21 protein-coding genes are annotated in these 25,294 nt (G+C 60.1%); 10 read left to right on the top strand and 11 right to left on the bottom strand.

Annotation, left to right across the window (positions count from 1 at the left end; genetic code table 11):
* Window positions 1-55 precede the first annotated feature (55 nt).
* Genes adeC through CRN80_RS30040 form a run of 3 tightly spaced genes read right to left on the bottom strand, consistent with a single transcriptional unit; the run spans window position 56 to window position 5,823 of the window.
* Complete coding sequence (adeC, locus tag CRN80_RS30050) at window positions 56-1,513, bottom strand: AdeC/AdeK/OprM family multidrug efflux complex outer membrane factor (RefSeq protein ID WP_003189337.1); 1,458 nt, start codon at window positions 1,511-1,513, stop codon at window positions 56-58.
* Entirely contained in the window at window positions 1,510-4,671 is a 3,162-nt protein-coding gene (locus CRN80_RS30045) for an efflux RND transporter permease subunit (RefSeq protein WP_098952505.1), read from the bottom strand. The genes adeC and CRN80_RS30045 overlap by 4 nt, the downstream gene beginning before the upstream one ends.
* A gap of 3 nt (window positions 4,672-4,674) precedes the next feature.
* Window positions 4,675-5,823: an efflux RND transporter periplasmic adaptor subunit gene (locus tag CRN80_RS30040; RefSeq protein ID WP_032893110.1), complete on the bottom strand. Its 1,149-nt coding sequence runs from the start codon at window positions 5,821-5,823 to the stop codon at window positions 4,675-4,677.
* A 265-nt stretch (window positions 5,824-6,088) separates the two neighbouring features.
* Between CRN80_RS30040 and CRN80_RS30035 the strand changes: the two genes are divergently transcribed.
* A complete protein-coding gene (locus CRN80_RS30035; protein ID WP_032893109.1) occupies window positions 6,089-6,721 on the top strand; it encodes a TetR family transcriptional regulator in 633 nt (210 codons plus the stop codon).
* A gap of 1,385 nt (window positions 6,722-8,106) precedes the next feature.
* Here CRN80_RS30035 and CRN80_RS30025 read toward each other — a convergent pair.
* The 4 genes from CRN80_RS30025 to CRN80_RS30010 all read right to left on the bottom strand — a co-directional run bounded on the left by CRN80_RS30025 (window position 8,107) and on the right by CRN80_RS30010 (window position 12,013).
* A complete protein-coding gene (locus CRN80_RS30025; protein WP_138183594.1) occupies window positions 8,107-9,102 on the bottom strand; it encodes a hypothetical protein in 996 nt (331 codons plus the stop codon).
* Between the two features lie 330 nt (window positions 9,103-9,432).
* Entirely contained in the window at window positions 9,433-10,488 is a 1,056-nt protein-coding gene (locus CRN80_RS30020) for an alkene reductase (protein ID WP_034134945.1), read from the bottom strand.
* Between the two features lie 28 nt (window positions 10,489-10,516).
* Entirely contained in the window at window positions 10,517-11,683 is a 1,167-nt protein-coding gene (locus CRN80_RS30015) for an MFS transporter (protein ID WP_098952501.1), read from the bottom strand.
* Window positions 11,684-11,701: 18 nt separating this feature from the next.
* The gene (locus CRN80_RS30010) at window positions 11,702-12,013 is read right to left on the bottom strand and encodes a helix-turn-helix transcriptional regulator (protein WP_054899009.1); all 312 of its coding nucleotides are present in this window, start codon (window positions 12,011-12,013) and stop codon (window positions 11,702-11,704) included.
* A gap of 155 nt (window positions 12,014-12,168) precedes the next feature.
* Here CRN80_RS30010 and CRN80_RS30005 point away from each other — a divergent pair, with 155 nt between their 5' ends.
* Complete coding sequence (locus tag CRN80_RS30005) at window positions 12,169-12,747, top strand: ACP phosphodiesterase (protein WP_032893105.1); 579 nt, start codon at window positions 12,169-12,171, stop codon at window positions 12,745-12,747.
* A gap of 120 nt (window positions 12,748-12,867) precedes the next feature.
* On the opposite strand, the gene CRN80_RS30000 is transcribed toward CRN80_RS30005, so the two are convergent.
* Entirely contained in the window at window positions 12,868-13,659 is a 792-nt protein-coding gene (locus CRN80_RS30000) for a lysophospholipid acyltransferase family protein (RefSeq protein ID WP_032893104.1), read from the bottom strand.
* Window positions 13,659-14,414 carry an L-ornithine N(alpha)-acyltransferase gene (gene olsB / locus CRN80_RS29995; protein ID WP_003189352.1) on the bottom strand — a complete coding sequence of 252 codons (756 nt, stop codon included), beginning with the start codon at window positions 14,412-14,414 and terminating at the stop codon, window positions 13,659-13,661. Before olsB ends, CRN80_RS30000 begins: the two co-directional genes overlap by 1 nt.
* Window positions 14,415-14,598: 184 nt before the next feature.
* Between olsB and CRN80_RS29990 the strand changes: the two genes are divergently transcribed.
* Together CRN80_RS29990 and CRN80_RS29985 are read left to right on the top strand one after the other, a co-directional pair.
* Complete coding sequence (locus CRN80_RS29990) at window positions 14,599-15,672, top strand: serine hydrolase (protein ID WP_098952499.1); 1,074 nt, start codon at window positions 14,599-14,601, stop codon at window positions 15,670-15,672.
* Window positions 15,669-15,983, top strand: coding sequence for an amidase (locus tag CRN80_RS29985; RefSeq protein WP_098952497.1), 315 nt, complete (start codon window positions 15,669-15,671; stop codon window positions 15,981-15,983). Before CRN80_RS29990 ends, CRN80_RS29985 begins: the two co-directional genes overlap by 4 nt.
* A 126-nt stretch (window positions 15,984-16,109) precedes the next feature.
* Here the strand turns inward: CRN80_RS29985 and CRN80_RS29980 are convergent, their stop codons facing one another.
* Both CRN80_RS29980 and CRN80_RS29975 read right to left on the bottom strand, forming a co-directional pair.
* Complete coding sequence (locus CRN80_RS29980; protein ID WP_032893101.1) at window positions 16,110-16,499, bottom strand: hypothetical protein; 390 nt, start codon at window positions 16,497-16,499, stop codon at window positions 16,110-16,112.
* A complete protein-coding gene (locus tag CRN80_RS29975; RefSeq protein WP_098952495.1) occupies window positions 16,496-17,914 on the bottom strand; it encodes a PAAR domain-containing protein in 1,419 nt (472 codons plus the stop codon). The genes CRN80_RS29980 and CRN80_RS29975 overlap by 4 nt, the downstream gene beginning before the upstream one ends.
* Window positions 17,915-18,357: 443 nt before the next feature.
* Between CRN80_RS29975 and CRN80_RS29970 the strand changes: the two genes are divergently transcribed.
* The 6 genes from CRN80_RS29970 (at window position 18,358) to CRN80_RS29945 (ending at window position 25,189) form a co-directional block, all read left to right on the top strand.
* On the top strand, window positions 18,358-19,536 hold the full coding sequence (locus CRN80_RS29970; protein ID WP_098952493.1) for a M20 aminoacylase family protein: 1,179 nt from the start codon (window positions 18,358-18,360) through the stop codon (window positions 19,534-19,536).
* Window positions 19,537-19,705: 169 nt separating this feature from the next.
* On the top strand, window positions 19,706-21,016 hold the full coding sequence (locus CRN80_RS29965) for a citrate-proton symporter (protein ID WP_098952492.1): 1,311 nt from the start codon (window positions 19,706-19,708) through the stop codon (window positions 21,014-21,016).
* Complete coding sequence (locus tag CRN80_RS29960) at window positions 21,013-22,455, top strand: amidase (protein ID WP_098952490.1); 1,443 nt, start codon at window positions 21,013-21,015, stop codon at window positions 22,453-22,455. Before CRN80_RS29965 ends, CRN80_RS29960 begins: the two co-directional genes overlap by 4 nt.
* A 65-nt stretch (window positions 22,456-22,520) precedes the next feature.
* The gene (locus CRN80_RS29955) at window positions 22,521-23,279 is read left to right on the top strand and encodes a helix-turn-helix domain-containing protein (RefSeq protein WP_098952488.1); all 759 of its coding nucleotides are present in this window, start codon (window positions 22,521-22,523) and stop codon (window positions 23,277-23,279) included.
* A 172-nt stretch (window positions 23,280-23,451) separates the two neighbouring features.
* Window positions 23,452-24,030: a YceI family protein gene (locus CRN80_RS29950; protein ID WP_044272720.1), complete on the top strand. Its 579-nt coding sequence runs from the start codon at window positions 23,452-23,454 to the stop codon at window positions 24,028-24,030.
* A gap of 1 nt (window position 24,031) precedes the next feature.
* Window positions 24,032-25,189 (top strand): phosphatidylserine/phosphatidylglycerophosphate/cardiolipin synthase family protein, encoded by a 1,158-nt coding sequence (locus CRN80_RS29945; RefSeq protein WP_032893094.1) that lies wholly within the window; start codon window positions 24,032-24,034, stop codon window positions 25,187-25,189.
* The last annotated feature ends 105 nt before the right edge of the window (window positions 25,190-25,294 follow it).

The following is a 25,294-nucleotide window of genomic DNA, read 5'->3' as shown; positions in this document are numbered from 1 at the left end:
CAGGCATAAAAAAACCGCTTCCGGTAAGGGAAGCGGTTTTTTCACACCCGCGCTATCAGAACAACTTCAACGGCGGTGCTTGTTCTTTCAACGGCTCGTTCTTCGCGGTCTGCTCGTTCCAGCCACCGCCGAGGGCCTTGTACAGGTTGACCTCGCTGGTGAGCTGCGCCAGGCGGTCGGTGATCAGCGATTGCTGGGCACTGAACAGTTGGCGCTGGGCGTCGAGGAAGGTCAGGTTGCTGTCGACACCAATGCGGTAGCGACGCTCGGCCAGGCGGTAGTAATCCTGGTTAGCCTCGACGAAGCCGCGCTGGGCATCCAGTTGCTGCTTGTAGGTCGCACGCGCGGCGAGGCCGTCGGAGACTTCCTGGAAGCCGGTCTGGATGGCCTTCTCGTAGTTGGCCACGTTGATCTCTTTCTGGATCTTCGAGTAGTCCAGGCTTGCGCGCAGGCTACCGGCGTTGAAGATCGGGATGTTGATCTGCGGGGCAAACGCCCAGGTCCCCGAACCGCCTTTGAACAGGCCGCCCAGGGTAGGGCTGGCGGTACCGGCGCTGGCGGTCAGGCTGATGCTCGGGAAGAACGCCGCACGGGCCGCGCCGATATTGGCGTTGGCCGCCTTGAGGTTGTACTCGGCCTGCACAATGTCGGGACGACGTTGCAACAGGTCCGATGGCAACCCGGCCGGCACTTCGCTGAGCAGGTCATCGGACAGCGGCTTGCTGGCGATATTCGCTGGCAGGCCGGTGCCCAGCAGCAGGGTCAGGCTGTTTTCGTCCTGGGCCACCTGGCGGGTGTAACGCGCCAGTTGCACACGGGCGTTTTCTACCGAGGTGCGTGCCTGGCTGAGGTCGAGGGCCGAGGCCACGCCGACTTCATTGCTGCGCGAGGTGAGCTTGTAGCTTTGCTCGAACGCGGCCAGGGTGTCCTGGGTCAGCTTGAGCAGCTCCTTGTCGGCCTGCCAGGTCAGGTAGGCATTCGCCACGCTGGCCACCAGGCTGATTTGGGTGCTGCGGCGCGCTTCTTCAGTGGCGAAGTACTTTTGCAGCGCTTCTTCACTGAGGCTGCGCACGCGGCCGAACAGGTCCAGCTCATACGAACTGATGCCCAGGCCCGCCGAGTACTGGCTGGCGATGGTCGATTCGCCGGTCTGCGACAGCTTGGCCGGGGTGCGCGAACGGCTGCCGTTACCGGTGGCCGATACCGCCGGGAACAGGTCGGCACGCTGGATCTGGTATTGCGCTGCATAGGCGTCGATGTTCAGCGCCGCGACACGCAGGTCACGGTTGTTCACCAACGCGGTCTGGATCAGTTGTTGCAGGGCAGGGTCATGGAAAAACTGCTTCCAGCCTTGCTCGGCAGCGGCCTGGCTCGGCGCCTGGGCCGACGAATACGCCGGCCCCTGCGGGAACTGCGCGGCCACCGGCGCTTCGGGACGCTGATAGTCAGGTATCAGCGAGCAGCCACTGAGCACGAAGGCGGTGACGGCTAGGGAAAGTAGCGACTTGCTCATTGGCCAGCCTCTTTAGGAGTTTCAGTAGTGTCTTTCTTTTTGCGTTCGCCAGCGGAGGACACGGTTGCGTAGAACAGTGGCACCCAGAAGATCGCCAGGACAGTAGCCGTGATCATACCGCCGATAACGCCGGTACCGATTGCGTGCTGGCTGCCTGAGCCGGCGCCGGTGGAGATTGCCAGCGGCAGTACGCCGAGCATGAACGCCAACGAGGTCATGATGATCGGGCGCAGACGCATGCGGGACGCTTCGATAGCCGCCTCGACGATGCCTTTGCCTTGCTCATGCAGTTCCTTGGCGAATTCCACGATGAGAATGGCGTTTTTCGCCGCCAGGCCCACCGTCACCAACAGGCCCACCTGGAAGAACACGTCGTTGGACAAGCCGCGCATGCTGGTGGCGATCAGTGCACCGATCACACCCAAAGGTACAACCAGAATCACCGCGATCGGGATCGACCAGCTTTCGTACAGTGCTGCCAGGCACAGGAACACGACCAGCAGCGACAGTGCGTACAGTGCTGGCGCCTGGGAACCGGAAAGGCGTTCTTCGTACGACAGGCCTGTCCAGGCGTAACCGACACCGGCCGGCAGCTCTTTGGCAATGCGTTCGACTTCGGCCATCGCATCACCGGTACTGTAGCCCGGTGCCGGGGTACCGAGGATTTCCATCGCTGCTACACCGTTGTATCGCGAAAGCTTGGGCGAACCGTAGATCCACTGGCCCGACGAGATAGCCGACAGCGGCACCATCTTCCCGTCGTTGCTGCGCACGAACCATTTGTCCAGGTCTTCGGGCGACATGCGGCTGGCGGCGTCACCTTGTACATACACCTTCTTCACGCGACCACGGTCGATGAAGTCGTTGATGTAGCTACCACCCAAGGCAATGGCCAGGGTCTGCTGGATATCGGCGAGGCTGATGCCCTGGGCACTGGCCTTCTCGTCGTCAACGGTCAGCTCGTACTGCGGCTCATCGTTCACGCCGTTAGGACGTACGCCGGCCAGCACCTTGCTTTGTGCCGCCGCGCCCAGGAACTGGTTACGTGCAGCCATCAGCTTGTCGTGGCCGACGCCACCCTGGTCTTGCAGGAACACGTCAAAACCGGTGGCGTTACCCAGCTCCAGTACCGAAGGCGGCACGATGGCAAATACCATGGCGTCTTTGAAGGCCCCGAAGAAGTAACCCTGGGCACGCTTGGCCACTTCGAACACCGATTGGGTCGAGTCACGCTCATCCCACGGCTTGAGCATCACGAACGCGAGCCCCGAGCTCTGGCCACGGCCAGCAAAGTTGAAGCCGTTCACGGTAAACACCGACTTCACCGCCTTGCCTTCGCCTGGCTCGCCTTCCTTGTCGTTCAGCAGGAAGGCGCGCATGTCGTCGACGACTTTTTGCGTACGTTCAGCCGAAGCGCCGACCGGTGTCTGCACCTGTGCGAAGATCACACCCTGGTCTTCCTCAGGCAGGAACGCGCTTGGAATACGGGTGAACATCCAGATCATGCCGACCAGGATCAGCGCATACACCAGGAACGCCGGGATCTTGTGTTTGATCATGCCGCCCACGCCGCGCTCGTACTTGAGTACGCCACGGTCGAAGGTGCGGTTGAACCAGCCGAAGAAGCCGCGCTTGGGTTGGCCGTGTTTTTCCGGATCAATCGGCTTGAGCATGGTGGCGCACAAGGCCGGGGTAAAGATCAGGGCTACGAGTACCGACAACGCCATCGCCGAAACAATGGTGATGGAGAACTGCCGGTAGATCACGCCGGTGGAACCGCCGAAGAACGCCATCGGCAGCAGTACCGCCGAGAGTACCAGGGCAATACCCACCAGGGCGCCCTGGATCTGGCCCATGGACTTGATCGTTGCTTCCTTGGGTGACAGGTGCTCCTCGGCCATTACGCGTTCGACGTTTTCCACCACGACGATGGCATCGTCCACCAGCAAGCCGATGGCCAGGATCATGCCGAACATGGTCAGGGTGTTGATGGTGAAGCCGCACGCCGCCAGGATCCCGAAGGTACCCAGCAATACCACCGGTACGGTCATGGTGGTGATGATGGTGGCGCGGAAGTTCTGCAAGAACAGGAACATCACCAGGAACACCAGCACGATCGCTTCGACCAGGGTGTGAACCACACCGGAGATCGATTCGGTCACCACCGGGGTGGTGTCATAGGGCACCACCGCCTTCATGCCAGGCGGGAAGAACGGTTCCAGGGACTTGACTGTTTCGCGGATGGCCTTGCCGGTGTCCAGTGCGTTGGCACCGGCCGCCAGCTTGATCGCCATACCCGAAGCCGGCTTGCCGTTGAACTGTGCACTGATGCTGTAGTTCTGGCCGCCCAGTTCGATACGCGCGACGTCACCCAGGCGAACCTGGGAGCCGTCGGTGTTCACCTTCATCAGGATCTTGGCGAATTCCTCGGTGCTTTGCAGGCGCGTCTTGCCGATGATCGTGGCGTTCAGTTGGGTACCAGGCAGGGCAGGCAGGCCGCCCAATTGGCCGGTGGCCACCTGCACGTTCTGGGCCTTGATAGCATTGCTGACGTCCACTGGCGTGAGCTGGTAGTTGTTCAGCTTGGCCGGGTCGAGCCAGATACGCATGGCGTACTGCGAACCGAACACCTGGAAGTCACCCACCCCCGCAGTACGGGAGATCGGGTCCTGGATGTTGGACACGATGTAGTTGGAGAGGTCGTCCTTGGTCATGCTGCCGTCTTCCGACACCAGACCGATCACCATCAGGAAGTTCTTCACCGACTTGGTCACACGGATACCCTGTTGCTGCACTTCTTGCGGCAGCAGTGGGGTGGCCAGGTTCAGCTTGTTCTGTACCTGAACCTGGGCGATATCCGGGTTGGTACCCTGGTTGAACGTCACGGTGATGGTCATGCTGCCGTCGGAGTTACTGTCCGAGGAGACATAACGCAGGTTGTCGATACCGTTGAGCTGTTGCTCGATGACCTGTACCACGGTGTCCTGCACGGTTTGTGCGGACGCGCCTGGGTAGGTCACCTGGATATCAATGGCTGTTGGCGCAATGGCCGGGTATTGGTTGATGGGCAACTTCAGGATCGAGAGTGCCCCGACCAGCATGATCACCAGGGCAATTACCCAGGCGAAAATGGGACGGTCGATAAAAAATTTCGACATGGATTACTCCCCTTGACCAGCAGCGGCAGCAGGCGCAGCAGCGGTACCGGCGGGTTTGGCGTTGGAGGCTTCCGTGACCTTCACCTCGGCGCCCGGCTTGACGTACTGCAAGCCTTCGGTGATGACGCGATCACCGGCATTGAGGCCTTTTTCCACCAGCCAGTAGGCACCGGCGGTACGGTTGGCAACCAGTTCGCGTTGCTCGACCTTGTTGTCCTTGTTCACGATCAGCGCCGTCGGAATGCCGCGCAGGTCGCGGGTCACGCCTTGCTGCGGAGCCAGGATGGCCTTGCTGTTCACACCGGCCAGCAACTGGGCGTGCACGAACATGCCCGGCAGCAGCACGTGGTCAGGGTTGGGGAACACGGCACGCAGGGTCACGGAACCGGTGGTCTGGTCGACCGACACTTCGGAGAATTCGAGCTTGCCGTCCTGGGCGTAGGCCGTGCCGTCTTCCAGGGTCAGCTTGACCTTGGCAGCGTTGTCGCCGGCTTTTTCCAGTTGGCCACTGGCCAGGTCGCGGCGCAGCTTGAGCATTTCAGCCGAAGATTGCGTGACGTCGACGTAGATCGGGTCCAGTTGCTGGATCACCGCCATGGCGTCGGCCTGGCCGTTGCTGACCAGTGCGCCTTCGGTCACCGCAGAACGGCCGATACGCCCGGAGATCGGCGCGTACACCTTGGTGTAGCGCACGTTGATCTGGGCGGTTTGAACGTTTGCCTCGGCCGTCATGCGGTTGGCAACGGCGGTGTCGTATTCCTGGCGGCTGACGGCTTGCTCATCGACCAATTGCTTGTAGCGATCGGTGATGGACTTGGTCTGGGTCAGGCTGGCTTGCGCGCTTTTGAGCGTGGCCTCATACACCGATGGGTCGATCTGGTAGAGCTGTTGCCCTTCCTTCACGTCGGCGCCTTCCTTGAACAGGCGCTTGAGAATGATGCCGTTGACCTGCGGCCGAACTTCCGCAATGCGGAAGGCCGTGGTGCGGCCTGGCAGCTCGGTGGTCAGGGTATAGGCTTGCGGTTGAATGGTGACCACGCCGACCTGAGGGGTTTGAGCGGGCGGTGCCGCTTCTTCCTTTTTACATCCGCTGAGCAGCGATGCCAGGGCGACGGCAGTGACCAGAGCGGTAACAGCTGGCTTAAGTTGCATGAAGATCCTCGGGTCAGGCGCGCAGAGTGCGCACAAGAAGTGTGGAAGGGTAAAAAACAAGCCGTGAGTGGATAAGTAGCTTGCTACGCAATATACTTACGTTCATGGTTGTTTGTAAACTCTTGACAGGCTTCGCGCAATGCTGACAAAGCACCGCCGCAAGCCTCGATTCTAGTACGTTCGGCGCCCATGACGGCGTCGTCCCACAATTATTCAGATGATGGTCAAGTACCATCCACAGTGTCCTGATTGAGGTTTTACTGCCATGGTTCGTCGCACCAAAGAGGAAGCTCAGGAAACGCGCAGCCAGATTCTCCAAGCCGCCGAGCAAGCCTTTTATGAGCGTGGTGTGGCGCGCACCACCCTGGCGGACATCGCCGCGCTGGCGGGCGTCACGCGCGGGGCTATCTATTGGCATTTCAGCAATAAGTCCGATTTGCTCCAGGCCTTGCTCGACACGCTGCACGAACCCCTGGACGAATTGGCCCGGGCAAGTGAAAGCGAGGATGAAGTCGACCCGCTGGGCTGTATGCGCAAGCTGCTGATTCATCTCTACCATGAAGTGGCCCTGGACCCGAAAACCCGGCGCATCAACGAGATTCTGTTTCATAAGTGCGAGTTCACCGACGAAATGTGCGACATGCGCCGCCAGCGCCAGACCCACAGCCTGGAATGCAACCTGCGTATCAGCCTGACGTTGCGTAACGCGGTCAATCGCGGGCAACTGCCTGAAAATCTCGACACCACCCGTGGGGCTGTCTGCATGCATGCCTTTATCCACGGTTTGATCGGCCAGTGGCTGCTGGTCCCCGATAGCTTTGAACTGCACCAGGACGCCGAGCGCTGGGCTGATATAGGGCTGGACATGCTGCGCCTGAGCCCCAGCCTGCGCAATTGAAACAAAATGCGTAATTGCAACCCGTTGTGTCAACAGTAAAGCCTAAAGACGGTCAATCGTCCTTCTGCCTGATTTGTGGGGTGACTTTATATACGCCATGGCGGGCGGTTGATAGGTAGCCGGCTAAGTATTTTGTAGCGATATTGTTGCCGTTCTGTGAAGCGATGTTTCTAAGGCACCAGGCGCGGTAAAAAAATATGGGAGGGGGCTCACTCCCGTGACGATCGGATAGCCGACGCTTATCTACCCGACACCCCGCACTCCAACTGTGGGAGCGGGCTTGCTCGCGAAGGCGGCCTGGCAGTCAACACAGTTGGATTGTGTACATATCCATTGCTGCGGTAACGGCTACTTAGGGTTCCGCCCTGACGGCGGCTCACTTTTGAAAAGCGCAAAAGTAAGCAAAACGCTCTTGCCCCACCACTCGGCACCTCGCTTAGGCTCGGTGTGCCCGAACGCAGGCTTGAATTCGTGGGCCGCCGCCACGCGCCATCCATGGCGCGGGGCGGCTAACCCGGCGTCCTGCCGGGTTACCCACGAATTCAAGCCTGCGTTCGGCCAGCGTGGTTTGACGGGGCGCCTAAGATCAAAAGCAGATCAAGATCAAGAGCGGCTCGCTTCGCATCGTGGATGCCGTCGATCGCTACAGAGTTGTATAGATACCTATGGCCATCGAGGGCAAGCCCCCTATCCAGTAGGTAAGCTTTTATGTCATCTGCTGAATCAGGGGATTACCAATTGTCCAAACATTCAATTGAATCTAAGTCTCTGGCTTGCGCAAGCCAGCGGCGTGAGCGCCAAATCAAACTGAAACGAGGCACTCCTAGATTAACATCCATGAAGTTCCACTTTATCAACATGCATAGCTGCTGGTCGTAGCCGGACAGGTCCATCTTCACGAGGATTTGCTGGCCAGGGTATAAGATAATATTTTGAGGTTTATTTACGATCCGTGGTTCTATTCGTCTTTCTCCTGCTTGAAGCCAAATACTTATTTTTCGAGGTGAAACCCTAATCACGGAACTAACAAGCACAGGCTTGGTTGTGGTGTTTTTCAGTCTTATCATAAAAAACTGGCATTCAACACTTTGTCTTGAGCTCGCAGAAGGCTCTACTACCATCAAAGGGCGAACTGATAACCAGGTTCTTACGGCTAGCCATGAACTCAGGCTAGCCCCCCATATTGCGGCAATAGTTTTCCAGTCTATATCCAATGTACTTCTCCTTAAGTCGGTTGTATCCTAGATCCAAGGTCGTGATTGTCTGCTTTCAAAGTCTCTTGATTTTAAAAAGTGGTTTGCTGGTAGCTCCTTTCAGCTTCAATATATTCAAAGCACGGGTCAGCAAGGGGGGGGCTAGTACCGGAATTAAGATTCGGCTTTGGCTTATGGTGCCATACGAAGGCCAGAGGCATTGTATTTTTCCCGGATAGATTTATCGATTGCATCTACGACTCGACTCGCCGCTACCTGGAGTGACTCACCGGAGACTTGATGGATCGCGTTTACGATCTCCGCCCTGAGATCTCTGCTTGCAAACAGTTGGACCGTTATAAGCAGATTGGGCATTGCGCAAAACTCGGAAATCAAACGGTGCTGAACTTTCACTTCGCGCTCCAAAACGCTCAGTCCTGTAAGTTCATTGATGACCGATTCAGCTATCACCAGATCATCGTTGGTCAATCGCTTCTTGTCTGGAATATTCTGGAGTTTGTGTAAGAAGGTATAAAGCTGCTGGGTGTATGCCATTTTTTCTAAGTCTAACCATGGGCCAAGACCCTTTAGGGTTCCGCAGTCACGGGGATACCAAGAGTTTTCAGTCACCGTCTTACCGCGGTCATCCTTCCCCTTTTTAATAATCAGGTATTCACAGTTTACTTTCAGGGTATTGCGCTTCCAGCGATCAATTAGAGCCCTAACCAGTTTCAGCGGCAGTATCGTGAGCACCCGATCTGCCTCCGCTTGTAAAAACTTTACTTCCCACAGTATGCGTTTCACGTTGCTCGTTAACTCATCCCTCGTTGCTAGCAAATTTTCAATTTTGGCGCGCCGCATAGCATCGCGCTCGTTGGCCGACAGCTGCCTGAAATCATTTTTAACCTTTTCATCGTCTAAACCGAGGTGGTTAAGAGCGCAGCAGTGACCAATAAGAACTTGCTTGTCATCGCATGTCTCGACAACGAAGCCGTGTTGGTGCGCCTGCCCACAGTTCTTGCTCTTCTTCAGAAACTGGCACTTAGCGTCAGCGCTAATCAGTTCGTAGGATCGCAGTGGGCGGCGGTATGACTGCTTTGTGAGCACATAATCTTGCTCAATTTTGAACAGATGGTTGACTTCTTCAAGGGTTTTTATTTCATTGATGGTAGAACCCGTTGAAAACATCGCAGTTACCCCGTAGTGGCAGAGTGCCGGACTGGATCTAATTTGGATCCTAATCGCTTGGGTCTGGATATGCAACCAGGCTGTTTGCGTATACAGATAATTTCCAGCGGCCATCTCTATGATGGCTACTACGGAGCCCTTGAAAAGGCACATCTAGCCGGCAGTCCTCAGCACCGAATTCCCCCAGATTGGCCCATCACGAGTTTCGGTGATCTGCTTGCTAGGCACTTTTGCAGACGTAAGTGTGCTGCTTAAAGGGCCTCTCCGAGAGACCCATTTATTTGAGCTATTGGAGGCAAGTCACCTCCCACATTGGTTTTGCGGAGCAGGTTAGATCGGCAGCGTCGGGTAGTCGATATATCCCACCGGGCCTTTGCCATAGAAGGTTTCCGGGTGCGGCTCGTTCAACGGCGCATCAGCCTTCAGCCGCGCCGGCAGGTCCGGGTTGGCGATGAAGGGAATACCAAAGGCCACCGCATCCGCCTTGCCCGCCGCCAGCCAGGCATTGGCGCTGTCTTTGGTGAAGCGCTCGTTGGCGATGTACGCACCGCCGAAGGCTTTTTTCAGCTGTGGGCCAAGGCTGTCTGCGCCTTCTTTTTCACGGGAGCAGATGAACGCGATGCCACGCTTGCCCAGTTCGCTGGCGACGTAGGTGAAGGTTTCGGCGAGGTTGTCGTCGCCCATGTCATGCGCATCAGCCCGCGGTGCCAAGTGCACGCCCACGCGGCCGGCGCCCCAGACTTCGATGGCGGCGTCGGTGACTTCCAGCAACAGGCGCGCACGGTTTTCCAGGGAGCCACCGTACTGGTCGGTGCGCTGGTTGGTGCTGCTTTGCAGGAACTGGTCGAGCAGGTAGCCGTTGGCGCCGTGGATTTCCACGCCGTCGAAACCGGCGGCCTTGGCGTTCTCGGCGCCGGTGCGGTAGGCGTCGACGATGTCGGCGATTTCAGCGGTTTCCAGGGCGCGCGGGGTAGGGTAGTCGGCCAGCGGGCGAACCAGGCTGACGTGGCCTTTAGCCTGGACTGCACTCGGGGCCACCGGGGTTTCGCCGTTCAGGTAGGACTCGTGGGAGATGCGGCCAACATGCCACAACTGCAGGAAGATCTTGCCGCCCGCGCCATGCACGGCCTTGGTGATGTTGGCCCAGCCGCGCACCTGATCGTTGGACCAGATGCCGGGGGTGTCCGGGTAGCCCACGCCCATCGGTGTCACGGAAGTGGCTTCGCTGAGGATCAGCCCGGCGGAGGCGCGTTGCACGTAGTACTCGGCCATCAGCGCATTGGGCACGCGCCCGGCATCCGCGCGGCAGCGGGTCAGCGGCGCCATGATGATGCGGTTCGACAGCTGCACGTCGCCCAGTGTGATCGGATCGAAAATAGTCGTCATGGAAAAAACACCTTCTCTTTTAAGTTGATCAGTGGGTCGCGGGGGCCAGGTCGGCATTGCCGCCCTGACGGAAAGTGATCAGGGTCACCAGCAGCGCGAGAATCGCCAGTGCGGCGGCCGCCAGGGGCACGCTGGTCAGGCCGAAGCCGTGGGCAATCACGCTGCCGCCGACCCAGGCGCCGAGTGCGTTGCCAATGTTGAAGGCACCGATGTTCAAGGTGGATACCAGGTTCGGCGCGGCCTTGCCGAAGGTCACCACGTTGATTTGCAGCGCCGGCACGGCGGCGAACGAGGCGGTGGCCCACAGGAACAGGGTGATCTCGGTTGGGATCACCGCAACGCTGGTCCAGCTCAGCAGCGTGGACACCACCGCCATGCTGATGAACACGCCGATTAAGGTGGCCGCCAGGCGCTTATCTGCCAGTTTGCCGCCGATGATGTTGCCCACGGTGAGGCCCAGGCCGATCAGCAACAGGGTCCAGGTCACGCCTTTGGGCGATACGCCGGTGACATCGCCGAGCAGCGGTGCGACATAGGTAAAGAGGGTGAACATCGACGCGGCAAACAGCGCAGTCATGCTCAGCGACAGCCAGATACCGGCACCCTTGAGGGCGGCCAGTTCGGCGCGCATGTCGAGTTTTTCTTCGTCACGCTTGGCGGGTAAAAAGCGAATAAGGCCGACCAAGGCGATCACGCCAATCACGGTCACGGCCCAGAAGGTCGAGCGCCAGCCGGCTTCCTGGCCCAGCGCCGTACCCAGGGGCACGCCCAGCACGTTAGCCAGGGTCAACCCGGTGAACATCAGCGCCACCGCCGACGCACGTTTGTTGGCCGGCACCAGGTTGGCCGCCACCACTGAACCAATCCCGAAGAAGGCGCCGTGGCACAACGCCGTTACCACACGGGCAAACATCAGCACGTTGTAGTCGCTTGCCAGGGCACAGAGCAGGTTGCCGATAATGAAAATACCCATCAACGCTACCAGCGCCGCCTTGCGTGGCAGCTTGGCGGTAGCCAGTGCCATGAACGGTGCGCCGATGGCCACGCCCAGGGCGTAGCCGGTCACCAGCCAGCCGGCGCCGGGAATCGACACACCCAGGTCCGTCGCCACATCGGGCAGCAAGCCCATGATGACGAACTCGGTGGTGCCGATGGCGAAGGCGCTCAGGGCCAGTATGAGTAGCGAGAGGGGCATGGGGCGTGTCCTTGGTGATTACGGTGCGCTGAGTTCGGTAATGAGCGCAGCGAGAAAGGCTTGGATCACTTCCTCATTGCGCTTGAAAAAGTGCCACTGCCCGGCCTTCTGGCTGCTGATCAACCCCGCCCGTTGCAAGGTGGCCAGGTGGGCCGACACGGTCGACTGGGACAAGCCGCAGCGCTGGTCGATCTGCCCGGCGCAGATGCCGTATTCGTGGTTGTGCAACTGCTCGGGGAACTGCACTTTGGGGTCTTTGAGCCAGGTGAGGATGTCTCGTCGTACTGGGTGCGCCAGGGCTTTTATTATTTCGTCGAGGTCGATGGACATGGCAGGGTGCTCGGTGTCGTAAAGCGTTATATCGCGATGAGGCGAACTTTAAATCGTCATATCCCGATATACCAATATGATTTTGATCTGAGGTCAAAGCGAATCGGTATATCGGGTTATAACGATATGTTGGTGGCAGTGGTAGACTGTGCGGCATGAATTATCTCGCACATCTGCACCTGGGCGGCCAACTTCCTGGGCAATTGCTGGGCAGCCTCTATGGCGACTTCGTCAAAGGCCGCCTGCAGGGCCAGTTCAGCCCGCAAATCGAAGCGGCGATCCAGCTGCATCGCTCCATCGACCGGTTCACCGACAGCCACCCCTTGGTGGGGGAGGCGTTGTCGCGTTTCAGCCAGACCCGCAGGCGCTATGCCGGCATCGTCCTCGATGTGTTTTTTGACCATTGCCTGGCGCGCGATTGGGCGCTGTATGCCGACCAGCCCCTGGAGCGTTTTACGTCCCAGGTGTATCGGGTGTTGGCGGCCGAACCCGCGTTGCCGGGGCGGCTGGCGCAGATCGCACCCTATATGGCAGCCGATGATTGGTTGGGCTCGTACCGCGAGTTTGCGGTGATGGACCAGGTGCTGCGGGGGATTTCGCGGCGGCTGACACAGCCTGAAGAGTTAGGGTATGCGATGCAGGAGTTGCGGGTTTTGTATGAGCCGCTGAGTGAGGACTTTCGACTGTTCTACCCAGAGTTGCAGAAGTTTGCACAATCTCAACTGACTACATGAGATCTGAATGTGGGAGCTGGCTTGCCTGCGATAGCGGCCTACCTGTTGAGAATGCTGTGGCTGACCCACCGCCATCGCAGGCAAGCCAGCTCCCACATTTTAGAGGGTGTTCACATTGCTTCAGGCGGCGAATGCTGGCCGAGCAGCCACTTGCTCAGTCTCCGGCACCGGCCCGAACAACGCCTTCTGCACCGCCTGCTGCGCCTGATACGCCAATGCCGCACGTTCCTGCCCAGCGCAAGCAATCGGCTTGAGCACATGAATCTCCACATCGCCGCGGTCATTGGAAAACAAGCGCATCAGGTGTGAGAGCAAATCATCATCGCCAATAAAGGGCGCCAGCGGGTCGACTTGGCCGTCGCGCAGATACCGAATCGCTACCGGCTGCAATGACACATCCGCATCGATCGCGCTGGCCAGCAAGCGCCCATGAAACGTGCGCAGGCCGCGCCCGTCGGTGGTGGTGCCTTCGGGGAACATCAGCAGCGGGTGCTGTTGCTCCAGATGACGGGTCATCTGCTTGCGGATCAACTGGCTGTCACCTGAACCGCGACGAATAAACAGGCTGCCCGCCTTGGCCGCCAGCCAGCCCGCCACCGGCCAGGTACGCACCTCGGCCTTGGACAAAAACGACATCGGCGCCACCATGCCCAGCAACGGGATATCCGTCCAGGACACGTGATTGCTCACCCACAGCATCGGCGTTTGCGGCAACTCGCCGTGCACCGTCACGCGAAAGGGCAGGGCGTTGGTCAGTCGCGCCATAAAAAAGCGCGACCAACGCTGGCGCCGCACCATCGAGTTAGCCACCCCCAGGCGCTCGAACAGGCCAAATACACTGGCCATGCTCAACCCCAGCCCCACCACCAACAGCACGCGGGCGATGCGCCCGTAAATGCGCAGGCGGTTCATCACATGGCCGCCTTGAAGTGGCGCGCATAACGCGGGCACAACTCGTCGCGCTTGAGCAGGATAAACACGTCGGCCACCTGGAAGTCTTCATCCCAGCACGGCTCGCCGCAGATCTTCGCGCCCAGGCGCATGTAGGCCTTGAGCAGCGGCGGCATTTCGGCGATGACGTTAGACGGCAAGTCCAGGGCCGGCAGCGGTTTTTTTGGTTCGGCGCGCAGGTGTTCGTTGCACAGGTAGCGCTCGCGCAAGCGCTGCATGATCGCGTGGGCCTGGATGCCGCCATCGTGCATCGGGATGCTCGCGCAGCCCATCAGGTAGCTGTAGCCACCTTGGTTGAGCACTTCGGCCAACTCGCCCCAGAGCACCGCGATGGTGCCGCCGTTGCGGTAGGCCGGGTCGACGCAGGTGCGGCCAATCTCCAGGATCGGGCCCTGCAAGTGCAACAGGCCATGCAGGCTGAATTCTTCTTCACTGTAGAACCGGCCCAGGGTGCTGGCCGCCTGGTGGTCGAGCAGACGGGTGGTGGCGACAAGTCGGCCGCTGTTCAAATCCCGCACGCCGATATGGCTGCAGTGAACATCATAGTCATCCATGTCCAGACCCAGTTCCGCGCCTTTCAGCTTGGCGTTGAACTCGCCGCTGAACACGTTGAACCGCAGGGCCTGGGCTTCCTGCAATGCCTGCGCGCCTACCAGGCGTTCGGCTTGCAGACGGCGTTCATTGCCTTTGTCGCTGATGCGGGCGATCTGAGTCATAGCGAGTCTCCGGGTGCCGGCCAGGTTGCGGCCAGTCGACTTTGTTGTCCAAAGTCAGGCTATGTAGCCTCGGTGTCAGCTCCATGAAGTTACGGTGACGGTTGGATGACAGGCCCCTTGTCGCAAATCTGTCACTGGCGTGGGCTAGGCTCGCGGGCTTGAATGCTCCCTTGAGTTCGCGTCCATGCTCCGAGGCCTGTTGTGCGTTGCCCTGCTGTTTGTCACCGTGAATGCCCGCGCTGAAGTCTGGCCTGAAAAGGAATGGGCCATGGGCACGCTTCTCGCCGGTCCCGCTGTCGATGCCCTGGACGCCTACGCTTTCCCACCCCGCGACGATGCCACCCGCACCGGTATTCGCACCGATGCGTTGCTGGTCATTCGGGATGGCGAAATCATTTATGAACGCTACGCCGCGCCCACCACTGCCAGCACGCCGCACCTCACCTGGTCCGTCAGCAAAAGCCTGATGGCTACCGTGCTGGGCGTGGCCTATGGGCAAGGCCGCTTCAAACTCAGCGACCCCGCTGCACGTTTCTATCCGCCGATGAAGCAGCATCCCAAGGTGAGCATGGCCGACCTGCTGCACTGGGCCTCGGGGTTGGATTGGCAGGAAGACTACGAATACGCCCCATTGAAATCTTCGGTGGTGGCGATGCTTTACACCCGTGGCCACACCGACATGGCGCAATTCGCAGCGGATACCTATGCGGTCGCCGCCCCTGGCCAGGCTTTCCGTTATTCCAGTGGCGACAGCACTATCCTGTCCGCTGCGCTCAAGGGCATGCTCGGCCACAAGGCCTACATGACCTACCCGTGGGACGCGCTGTTCCAGCCCCTGGGCATTCGCGACGCAACCTGGGAAACCGATGCCGATGAGACGTTTGTCGCGTCATCCTATGCCTACCTCACGGCCCGCGATCTGGCACGAGTAGGGCTACTGATGGCGCGAGATGGGCGCTGGGGCGAGCGGCAACTGCTGCCCCAGGACTGGGTCGCCTTCAACCGCAGGCCCTTCGACCACTACAAAGCCGGCCAGGATGAAGCCGTGCCAGGCGGCCATTGGTGGCTCAACACCGGCGCCCCCCAACCCTGGCCCGACGCACCGGCCACCACCTTTGCCGCGCTGGGGCACTGGGGCCAGGCGCTGTTTGTGTTGCCTGACGAACACTTGGTGATCGTGCGCTACGGCGATGATCGCGATGGCAGTTACCGGCATAACGAACTGCTCAAACGCGTGCTGGCGGCGGTGCGCTCATGATTCGCCGTCATCCGTTCATCAGCGTTTTACTGGTGTTGTTTATCGCACTCTTGGGCTGGGTTTGGCATGAACGCGTCAACCTGCAAGCCTTCCCAGACATCATCGCGGCGTACACCGCCAAGGAGTACTGCTCGTGCCGGTACGTGGCCAACAACCCGGCGGACTATTGCCTCGGGTATGTGAAGCAGTACGTGCCCATCAGTGCGTTTATCGATAAGCCGGAACGCAGTGAAGTGACGGCGAGTGGGTTGGGGCGTACGCATACAGCGCGATGGATGGGCAACCGCCAAGGCTGCCGCCTGACTCCTTGACACCCCCCATCACCCCTTGTGGGAGCGGGCTTGCTCGCGAATGCGGTGGGTCAGTCAACTTACGTATTGGCTGGTATTGCGCCTGATTCTTTGCTGATGTCGGGCCTCGGATGAGGCCCGTTTGGGTTACCTGAACGTCGCCAGAATGTATGCCGCCGCCAACCAAATAAAGGCCGTACAGATCAGCGTCGTAGTGATTATGAGAAGACGTTTTAGATAGGGTGGGAAGTTTTCAAAGTCCACTGGATCCAAGTTGCCATGCCGGATATGCACCTTTGGCATCAGTATCATTCCGGCTATTTGTGACATTTCCAAAAGGGACCAAATCAAACCGCGATTCCCCAGGCTGTCTCCCCAAAGATAGATATAACGGCTGTTTTTCAAAGCCTCTTTTATGGCATCCATGTGACAGTGAGTAAGATATAGGCTAAGCGCGAGACCAGTTAATCCAAAAAGGAATGGGCTGGCCAAAAGCCAAATTTCTAACCAGGCGTTCCAAGACTCATCCGTTGTCATGGCAAAGTTTTCTCGTACAGTTTTTCTCCTATCTGTTCTCCACGCGTACCGCCGATAGTCGTGCCTGCCCATGCGCCTGTGCCAACCAGAGCCGCCACACAGATAACGCCCCCTATACCTGTCGTAACACCCAGCCCCAGGCAGATCGTACTACCAGCAATACCACCGACCCACCCGCCAACAGCACCAACGCCAACCGAGCCGGCGAACTTTCCTCCTTCTGTAAACTTGATCTTTTCGCAAGCCGCGCCGGAATCGTTATTGCAAACCTGCTGTATTGCCAATGAGGCGGATACGCCGCCAAGGGCAATTCCGATGTAACCCCCTGCCTTCATGTATCTGGCCGCACGGCTGGTCGCTTCCACATGCGCCGAATAACCCGGAATCTGCCCAGGCCCACCCGCTTTGTCCCAATGATGTACCAAGCTGCGACTGGAAATGCCGAGGGCTGTTTTCAACTTGGGGTGGTCGCCCAGGGTGGTTTGGCCACGCAGTCGAGTGGAGTTCAACAGATGGGCATCCAGCTGGTTCATAAGACGCTGTCGATCCGCGAAGAACTGGGGCGATTTAAGGTGACCGTTCTGACGATAATTTTGTTGATGCAGGCGCTCGATGGCTTGGAGGGTGTCGCGCAGGTTGTTCAGGTGAGTTTCCATCACCACAGCGCTGACGCCGAGCCAGGTTGAGGTATGGCCGATAAAGCCAGCGATCTCGGCACCGTGGCGATAGAGAAAGTCAGCCTCGTCCGGCGTCAGCTCATCCAGTGATGCGCTGACGTGTTGAGCCGCCTGCATCAGTTGCGCTTCCTGATAGGTGCAGGAGGTGTTGTTCGGGTCGCTGAGCACGATCATCGAGCCGGCTTTGACGGGCCCTGTGTTGGGATTCAGCGATTGAAACTTGCGCATTACAGCCGGGTCGAGCGTCGGAAAAAGTGTGGCTTCCAGCGCCTCGCGGCTCATGCTTTTGGGCACGATGTAAAAACCCGGCTCTTCGCCTATGAGCGCTTTAAATGCGGCAAATGCGGATTGGGGCGACTCACTTGGCGAGGTGGAGGTGCGTTGAGAGGACGCTGCCCAGTGGGTTACTGGCTGGACCGGCTCAGCGGCCAGTCTGTTGGCGCTTACGACCGAGCCACCTCTGCCGTGGTACTCGCCGAATAACGCCAAAGGAATCAGCTCGGCTTTACAGGGACAGCCGCTGTAACTATCCACCGTACCGGCAACAAGCCGGCCATTGCTCTCCATGAAGGAAATGCCGCCGATGATCTTGTACGTTTGCCCATCCTTGCCGCAGGTAACTGGGTCACCTTCGCAGGCACGAAGACGGCCATTCATGTGGGTTGTTTGATCTACGCCCAGCACTTCCCCGCCGCAACTGGTTTTGTCACCTTGACAGATGAAATGACCTACGCTCATTTTTTCGCCTCTTATCCATGTTTTTTTAGCCGTGCTTTCCTGCTCGTCTCGATAAGAAAACTGACGCGTGGCGCCTTTAAATCGAGGTAAACGAGTAAGGAAAAGTCACGTAGCAAGCCAAACTCTGGAGAGGGATTTACTTAGGGTAAAGTCAGACGATTCCGTGAGTTTCGTCGTATAAATCTGATAGGTCTGCGGCGCCACTTGTGGCGAGGGAGCTTGCTCCCGGTAGCGGTGGGGCAGTTACAAATGTTTGGCTGACACTCCGCCATCGCAGGCAAGCCAGCTCCCACCTATGGATGTGTGTGGGTCCACGGAAAAAAGCTCGACCCTGAGGTTCCACAGAGTGGAACCACCTTTGATTGTCCTCACGCGCACATCGCGCTTAGCTGTCGATGTGTTGCAAACAAGAACGGGACCACCCGCCTGTGAGGAGAATCACCATGCGCCCGCACCAGCACATCCTGGATTGGCTCAGCGACGTTGCCAGCGACTTGCACGCTGTGCGTCACGATATCCATGCCCATCCCGAACTCGGCTTTGAAGAGAACCGCACCTCAGCGTTGGTCGCACAGTCACTTAAAGAGTGGGGTTACGAGGTGCACACCGGCATCGGCAAGACCGGTGTGGTCGGCGTGCTGCGCAATGGCAACAGCTCGCGCACGTTGGGGATTCGCGCCGACATGGACGCCTTGCCCATCATCGAGAACACCGGCGCGGCCTATACCAGCCAGCACGCCGGCTGCATGCATGCCTGCGGCCATGACGGCCACACCACCATGTTGCTCGGCGCCGCGCGTTACTTGGCGGCGACGCGGCAATTCGACGGTACCTTGAACCTGATTTTCCAACCCGCCGAAGAAGGCCAGGGCGGCGCCGAGGCGATGCTGGCGGACGGTTTGCTGGAACGTTTTCCCTGTGATGGGCTGTTCGGCATGCACAATATGCCGGGCTTGCCGGCGGGGCATCTGGGCTTGAGAGTGGGGCCGATGATGGCCTCTCAGGATCTGCTTACCGTGACGCTTGAAGGCGTAGGTGGCCATGGCTCGATGCCGCATTTGACCGTGGACCCGCTGGTGGCGGCGGCGAGCATGGTCATGGCCTTGCAGACGGTGGTGGCGCGCAATATCGACACCCAGGAAGCCGCCGTGGTCACGGTCGGCGCCTTGCAAGCGGGGCAAGCCGCCAATGTGATTCCCCAGCAAGCCCTGCTGCGCCTGAGCCTGCGCGCACTTAACCCCAAGGTGCGTGAACAGATGCTGGAACGGGTCAACGCGATCATCCAGACCCAGGCCGCCAGCTTCGGCTGCACCGTGCAGGTCGAACACCGCCCGGCCTACCCGGTACTGGTCAACCACGCCGAAGAAACCGAATTCGCCCGCCAGGTCGGCGTGGCCTTGCTCGGTGCCGACGCCGTGGATGGCAACACCCGTACGCTTATGGGCAGCGAAGACTTCGCCTGGATGCTGCAACGCTGCCCCGGCAGTTACCTGTTTATCGGCAACGGCGTGTCGCGGCCGATGGTGCACAACCCCGCCTATGACTTTAACGACGACATCCTGCTGACCGGCGCCGCCTACTGGGGCGCGCTGGCCGAGAGCTGGCTGAAGCCAGCCGGCTAACCCGAACCCTTGTAGGAGCGAGCTTGCTCGCGAAAAACCCACAGGCGACACGTGCTCCCTAATAGCGCTGCGTCATCGTTGACGACCTTCGCGAGCAAGCTCGCTCCTACAGTAACGTCTTTTTCTGCCGCTGGACCCTTTCCCTGATCGGTTGAATGGAGTGTTCCTCATGCAGACTGCAAAACCTGGTGTCTCGCGCACCCGCCAAGTGGTGGCGGCCGTGATCGGCAACGCGTTGGAGTGGTATGACTTTATCGTCTACGGCTTTCTGGCCAGCATCATCGCCCGGCAGTTCTTTCCCTCGGAGGACGAGTACGCCTCGCTGCTGATGGCGCTGGCCACCTTCGGCGTGGGCTTTTTCATGCGCCCGGTGGGCGGCATCCTGTTGGGCATCTACGCCGACCGCAAAGGCCGCAAGGCGGCGATGCAGTTGATTATCCGGCTGATGACCGTGTCCATCGCGCTGATCGCCTTCGCGCCGAGCTACGCCGCCATCGGCATGGGCGCGCCGTTGCTGATCGTGGTGGCGCGCATGCTCCAGGGCTTTGCCACTGGCGGTGAGTACGCGAGCGCCACGGCATTTCTGGTAGAGAGCGCGCCAGCCCATCGCAAGGGCTTGTATGGCTCCTGGCAATTGGTAGGGCAGTGCCTGGCGGTGTTCGGCGGGGCCGCGATGGTGGCGCTGGTCACGCATTTCTTTTCGCCTGAGACCCTCGACCTGTGGGGCTGGCGCCTGCCGTTTGTGCTGGGCTTGTTGATCGGCCCGGTGGGGTTGTGGATCCGTCGGCACATGGAAGACCCGGAAGAATTCATCGAAGCGCGCAAGCAAGCCACCGGCCCGGCGCCGAGCCTCATGCAAGTGCTGCGTGAGCATCGGCGCAGTATCTTGGTGTCGATGGGCCTGGCCTGCGGGGCGACGGTGTCGTTTTATGTGGTGCTGGTGAACATGCCGACCTTCGCCCACAAGAACCTCGGCCTGCCGCTGGACCAGGTGTTGATGGTGCAGATGTTTGCGGTGGCGCTGATGACCGTGGTGATCCCCTTGTCCGGCCTGCTCTCGGATCGGTTGGGGCGGCGACCGGTGTTGATGGCCTTCACCCTGGCGTTCTTCGTGATGGTCTACCCCTTGTATGTGTGGGTAGCCGCCGCGCCGTCCATCGAGCGCTTGCTGGTAATGCAGGTAATGTTGTGCACGGCGATTGGCGGGTTCTTCGGGCCAGCGCCGACGGCATTGGCCGAGCAGTTCCCCATTGAGGTGCGCTCCACCGGCGTGTCGGTGGCCTATAACGTGGCGGTGATGGTGTTCGGTGGTTTCGCGCCGTTGATCGTGACCTGGCTTAGCAAAGTGCTGGGCACACCGGTGGCGCCGTCGTTTTATGTATTGTTTGCGTGCGTGCTGACGCTGCTGGGCACTTATTGCATGCGCGAGGCACCGCGGGCGAGCAAGCCGTTGCCGTTTTCCAGAGAGGTGAAGCCTTGAGTATTGTTGATTGGGATGCCACTGAGCTGTCGCGAGCCATTCATGGGCGGCAGGTGTCGTGTGAAGAAGTGATGCAGGCGTATCTGGCGCAGATCCAGCGCTTTAACCCCGGCGTGAATGCGCTGGTGTCACTGCGCGACAGCGAGGCCGTGCTGGCCGAAGCGAGGGCCTGCGATCGCGAGTTGGACCAGGGCCACTCCCGTGGCTGGATGCATGGCATGCCCCAGGCCATCAAGGACCTGGCGGCCACCCAGGGCTTGCGCACCACCTTGGGCTCACCGCTGTTCGCCGAGCATGTGCCGGGCGAAGACGCCATCAGCGTGGCGCGGGTGCGGGCCAGTGGTGCGATCATCATCGGCAAGACCAACGTGCCGGAGTTCGGCCTGGGCTCCCACACCTACAACACGCTGTTCGGCACCACCGGCAATGCCTATGACCCACGCCTGGCGGCGGGTGGCAGCAGTGGCGGGGCGGCGGTGGCTTTGGCGCTGCGTATGCTGCCGGTGGCCGACGGCAGCGACATGATGGGCTCACTGCGCAACCCGGCGGCGTTCAACAACGTGTTCGGCTTGCGCCCCTCCCAAGGGCGGGTGCCCCACGGGCCGATGCCGGAGCTGTTCGTGCAGCAACTGGGCACCGAAGGCCCGATGGGGCGCAGTGTGGCGGATGTGGCGCAGTTGCTGAGTATTCAGGCCGGTTACGACCCCCGCACGCCGCTGTCCTCCCAGGCCGATCCGGCGGTGCTGGGCCAGCCGTTGCAGCGCGACTTCAAGGGCGCACGCCTCGGTTGGCTGGGGGACTACAACGGTTATCTGCCGATGGATGATGGCGTGATGAGCCTGTGCGAGGCGGCGCTGGACGATTTCGCCAGGCTGGGCTGTGAAGTGCACAGCTGCCAACCGGACTTTTCCATGGCGCGCCTGTGGCGCTGCTGGCTGGTACACCGCCATTGGCTGGTGCACGGCAACCTCGGCGCGGCCTACGCCAACCCGCAAAAACGCGCACTGCTCAAACCCGAGGCCCAGTGGGAAGTGGAGGGCGGCCAGGGTTTGAGCGCTCAACAGGTGTACCAGGCGTCGGTGGACCGCAGTGAGTGGTACCGCGCCTTGGCCAAGTTGTTTGAACGTTACGATTTCCTGCTGTTGCCCACGGCCCAGGTGTTCCCTTTCGATGCACAACAGCCGTGGCCACGCCTCGTCGGCGGGCGTGAAATGGACACTTATCACCGCTGGATGGAAGTGGTGATCGGCCCGACCCTCGCCGGTTTGCCGAGCATGAGCATCCCCGTGGGCTTCAACCCCCAGGGCTTGCCCATGGGCCTGCAAATCATTGGCCCGGCCCAGGCCGACAGGGCCGTGCTGCAATTGGCCTATGCCCATGAGCAACTGACCCAATGGGTACAACGCCGGCCGCCGGCGTGCCTTGCAACGACCCGCTGAGCGCTGACCGGGCCTGTATCTTGCTGTGAAAAAAAGATCATCCACCGGCAACAGGGAGATCGAACATGGAGACAGGCACCGTACGCTCGGTTGAGCGCGCACTGGCAATCGTCGAGTTGCTGGGCGAGCACCAGGCCCTGGGGCTGGAAGAGCTGCACTACCTCACGTGCCTGCCCAAGGCCACGGTGTCGCGCATGTTGCTGACCTTGCAGGAGCAGGGTTGGGTCTATCGGGGCCTGAGTGATCGACGTTACCGCCTGCGTGCCCGGCGCTTGTTCGGCGATACCCAGCAACGCTTCAAGCGCCAGGTGGTGGAGAGCGCCGCGCCCTGGTTGCTGGAGCTCAGCGAGCGCACCGGGCTGGTGGTGGATTTGTCGTGCTTCGATGGCGAGCGCCTGGAGGTCATGGAGAGCGCGATTCCCAGCGTGTTGCGCAAGCTGTACCCGAACAACTGTCAGATCGTCGGCCAGTACGCCAGTCTATTTCACTCGGCGATGGGCAAGGCGTGCCTGACGCAATTGCCGGCCGAAGAAGTACAGCGCCTGGCAGGCCGCAATCATATGGCGGCGGACGAGCACTATCGCGCCTGCGAGCAAACCCAGCACCAGGGCTTCGGCCAGCGTACCGAGGGCTATTGGGAATATCCTGTGCGTTTGCCGTTCCTGATCCGGGCGGTGGCGCTGCCGGTGCGCGCCAATGGCCGCCTGGTGGGGAGCATGGCGTTGCATTGGCCGATGCATCAGGCGCCGGTGGAGCGTGTGCTGAATTTGCATATGGGCAGCCTTGAAGAAACGATCTGCGAAGTGCAGCGAGCGCTGGTTTGATAGTCACCGCCGAATAAATGTGGGAGCGGGCTTGCTCGCGAAGGCGGTGTATCAGCTACACATGTATTGACTGGCACTGCGCTTTCGCGAGCAAGCCCGCTCCCACAATGAATTTGCGCCGTTCATGAGATTGCGCTTATGGTTCGCTCAGGTTTTCCCCCGCGAGTCTTCAATGTCAATCAAACCCTTGGCCTTCGCCCTTTTGGCCGCTGCAGCAGTGCCCGCCCACGCCGACTGGTACCTGGATAACGAATCCTCACGCCTGTCCTTCGTCACCACCAAAAACACCGAGATTGCCGAAGTGCAGCGCTTCCTGGTGCTGCACGGCAAGGTCGATGCCAAAGGCGCGGCTCAGTTGGAAGTGGAACTGGAGTCGATCAACAGCGGCATCCCGCTGCGCGACGAGCGCATGCGTAGAGAGCTGTTCGAGATCAAGACCTTCCCCGAAGCGCAGATCAGCGCGCAGATCAATCTGCAACCCATCAACGACCTGGCGTCCGGCGCGCAGTTGGAATTGCGCCTGCCCCTGAGCGTCACGCTGCACGGCAAGACCCAGACCTACAGCGCCGAGCTGTTGGCCACGCGCCTGGATGATCGACGCTTCCAAGTGGTGACCCTGGAGCCTGTGGTATTGCATGCCGAGGATTTTGACCTGGCACCGGGTGTAGCCGCCTTGCGCAAGGCAGCGGGGCTCAAGTCGATCAGTTTGTCAGTGCCGGTGGGTGCGGTGCTGATCTTCACGGCGCGCTGACATGAGCGGCGCAGTGTTCCCATGGCGCAGCGCCAATCAGTTCGAATTGCTGATCGACGGGCCGAATTTCTTTCCGCAGATGCTGGTGGGCATCGCCCGGGCCGAGCAGCAGGTTGACCTTGAGTTGTACCTGGTCGAAGCCGGGGCCTGCGCCGAAGCGATGGTGCAGGCACTGGTGCTGGCCGCCGAACGCGGCGTGCACGTGCGTTGCCTGTTCGACGATTACGGCAGCCTGGCGTTTACCCTGGGGCTGCGCAAGCGCTTGACCGATGCCGGCGTGGAGTTGCGCTTTTACAACCGTCTGAGCTGGCGGCGCTGGATGCGCAACCTGTATCGCGATCACCGCAAGTTGCTGCTGATTGATCAGCGTGTCGCCGTGGTCGGTGGTACGGGCGTCACCGACGAATTCTGGACGCCGGGCCAAGACACCGCCGACTGGCACGAAGTGATGGTGCAAATCAGCGGCCCGCTGGTGCTGGACTGGCAGGCCCTGTTCGACCGGCAATGGCACGCTAACGCCGCGCGCCGAGAATGGAAACCGGCGACCCATTTCGGTTTGCCCCGCTTGCCCAAGGTGCCCGCTACCGGGCCGGGGCTGGGCCGCGTTGCGTATGCCGATGCGCGTCAGCACCGCGACATTCTGCAATCGTTGATTCGCGCCTTGAACAGCAGCAAATCGCGTATCTGGCTGGCGACCCCGTACTTCCTGCCCACCTGGAGCGTGCGCCGTGCCTTGCGCCGGGCGGCTGGGCGCGGTGTGGACGTGCGTCTGTTGCTCACCGGGCCGCGCACCGATCACCCGTCGGTGCGTTACGCCGGGCACCGTTATTACCCGCGCCTGCTGCGTTCAGGCGTGCAGATCTTTGAATACCAGCCGTGCTTTTTGCACCTGAAGATGGTGCTGGTGGACGATTGGGTGAGCATTGGCTCATGCAATTTCGACCACTGGAATCTGCGCTTCAACCTGGAAGCCAACCTGGAAGCACTGGACCCGCAATTGACGGCAGCGGTGGTGGGCAGTTTCGAAGCGGACTTTGCCCAGAGCCAGGCGGTGAGCCTGGAGGCATGGAAGGCGCGGCCGTTGTGGCGGCGGGTGAAGCAGCGAGTGTGGGGCTGGATTGATCGTCTGGTGGTGAACCTGCTGGATCGACGCGGCTAGGCGGGCCACCTCAACCCCAATGTGGGAGCTGGCTTGCCTGCGATGGCGGTGGTGAATATTCCACCGCTATCGCAGGCAAGCCAGCTCCCACCCAGACCGTGTTTA

The organism is Pseudomonas sp. FDAARGOS_380, assembly GCF_002591235.1.
Lineage (GTDB): Bacteria > Pseudomonadota > Gammaproteobacteria > Pseudomonadales > Pseudomonadaceae > Aquipseudomonas > Aquipseudomonas salmasensis.
The sequence above is the reverse complement of the archived record's forward strand: the minus strand, read 5'-3'. Positions and strand labels throughout refer to the sequence as shown.

Excerpts from the sequence above, each read along its gene's own strand:
- CRN80_RS30020 (WP_034134945.1), bottom strand. The coding sequence starts at position 10,488 with ATGACGACTATTTTCGATCCGATCACACTGGGCGACGTGCAGCTGTCG.
- CRN80_RS30025 (WP_138183594.1), bottom strand. The coding sequence starts at position 9,102 with ATGTTTTCAACGGGTTCTACCATCAATGAAATAAAAACCCTTGAAGAA.
- CRN80_RS29980 (WP_032893101.1), bottom strand. The coding sequence starts at position 16,499 with ATGACAACGGATGAGTCTTGGAACGCCTGGTTAGAAATTTGGCTTTTG.
- adeC (WP_003189337.1), bottom strand. The coding sequence starts at position 1,513 with ATGAGCAAGTCGCTACTTTCCCTAGCCGTCACCGCCTTCGTGCTCAGT.
- CRN80_RS30005 (WP_032893105.1), top strand. The coding sequence starts at position 12,169 with ATGAATTATCTCGCACATCTGCACCTGGGCGGCCAACTTCCTGGGCAA.
- CRN80_RS30035 (WP_032893109.1), top strand. The coding sequence starts at position 6,089 with ATGGTTCGTCGCACCAAAGAGGAAGCTCAGGAAACGCGCAGCCAGATT.
- CRN80_RS29985 (WP_098952497.1), top strand. The coding sequence starts at position 15,669 with ATGATTCGCCGTCATCCGTTCATCAGCGTTTTACTGGTGTTGTTTATC.
- CRN80_RS29955 (WP_098952488.1), top strand. The coding sequence starts at position 22,521 with ATGGAGACAGGCACCGTACGCTCGGTTGAGCGCGCACTGGCAATCGTC.
- CRN80_RS29975 (WP_098952495.1), bottom strand. The coding sequence starts at position 17,914 with ATGAGCGTAGGTCATTTCATCTGTCAAGGTGACAAAACCAGTTGCGGC.
- CRN80_RS29945 (WP_032893094.1), top strand. The coding sequence starts at position 24,032 with ATGAGCGGCGCAGTGTTCCCATGGCGCAGCGCCAATCAGTTCGAATTG.
- CRN80_RS29950 (WP_044272720.1), top strand. The coding sequence starts at position 23,452 with ATGTCAATCAAACCCTTGGCCTTCGCCCTTTTGGCCGCTGCAGCAGTG.
- CRN80_RS29965 (WP_098952492.1), top strand. The coding sequence starts at position 19,706 with ATGCAGACTGCAAAACCTGGTGTCTCGCGCACCCGCCAAGTGGTGGCG.
- CRN80_RS30010 (WP_054899009.1), bottom strand. The coding sequence starts at position 12,013 with ATGTCCATCGACCTCGACGAAATAATAAAAGCCCTGGCGCACCCAGTA.
- CRN80_RS30040 (WP_032893110.1), bottom strand. The coding sequence starts at position 5,823 with ATGCAACTTAAGCCAGCTGTTACCGCTCTGGTCACTGCCGTCGCCCTG.
- CRN80_RS30000 (WP_032893104.1), bottom strand. The coding sequence starts at position 13,659 with ATGAACCGCCTGCGCATTTACGGGCGCATCGCCCGCGTGCTGTTGGTG.
- CRN80_RS30015 (WP_098952501.1), bottom strand. The coding sequence starts at position 11,683 with ATGCCCCTCTCGCTACTCATACTGGCCCTGAGCGCCTTCGCCATCGGC.
- olsB (WP_003189352.1), bottom strand. The coding sequence starts at position 14,414 with ATGACTCAGATCGCCCGCATCAGCGACAAAGGCAATGAACGCCGTCTG.
- CRN80_RS29970 (WP_098952493.1), top strand. The coding sequence starts at position 18,358 with ATGCGCCCGCACCAGCACATCCTGGATTGGCTCAGCGACGTTGCCAGC.
- CRN80_RS29990 (WP_098952499.1), top strand. The coding sequence starts at position 14,599 with ATGCTCCGAGGCCTGTTGTGCGTTGCCCTGCTGTTTGTCACCGTGAAT.
- CRN80_RS30045 (WP_098952505.1), bottom strand. The coding sequence starts at position 4,671 with ATGTCGAAATTTTTTATCGACCGTCCCATTTTCGCCTGGGTAATTGCC.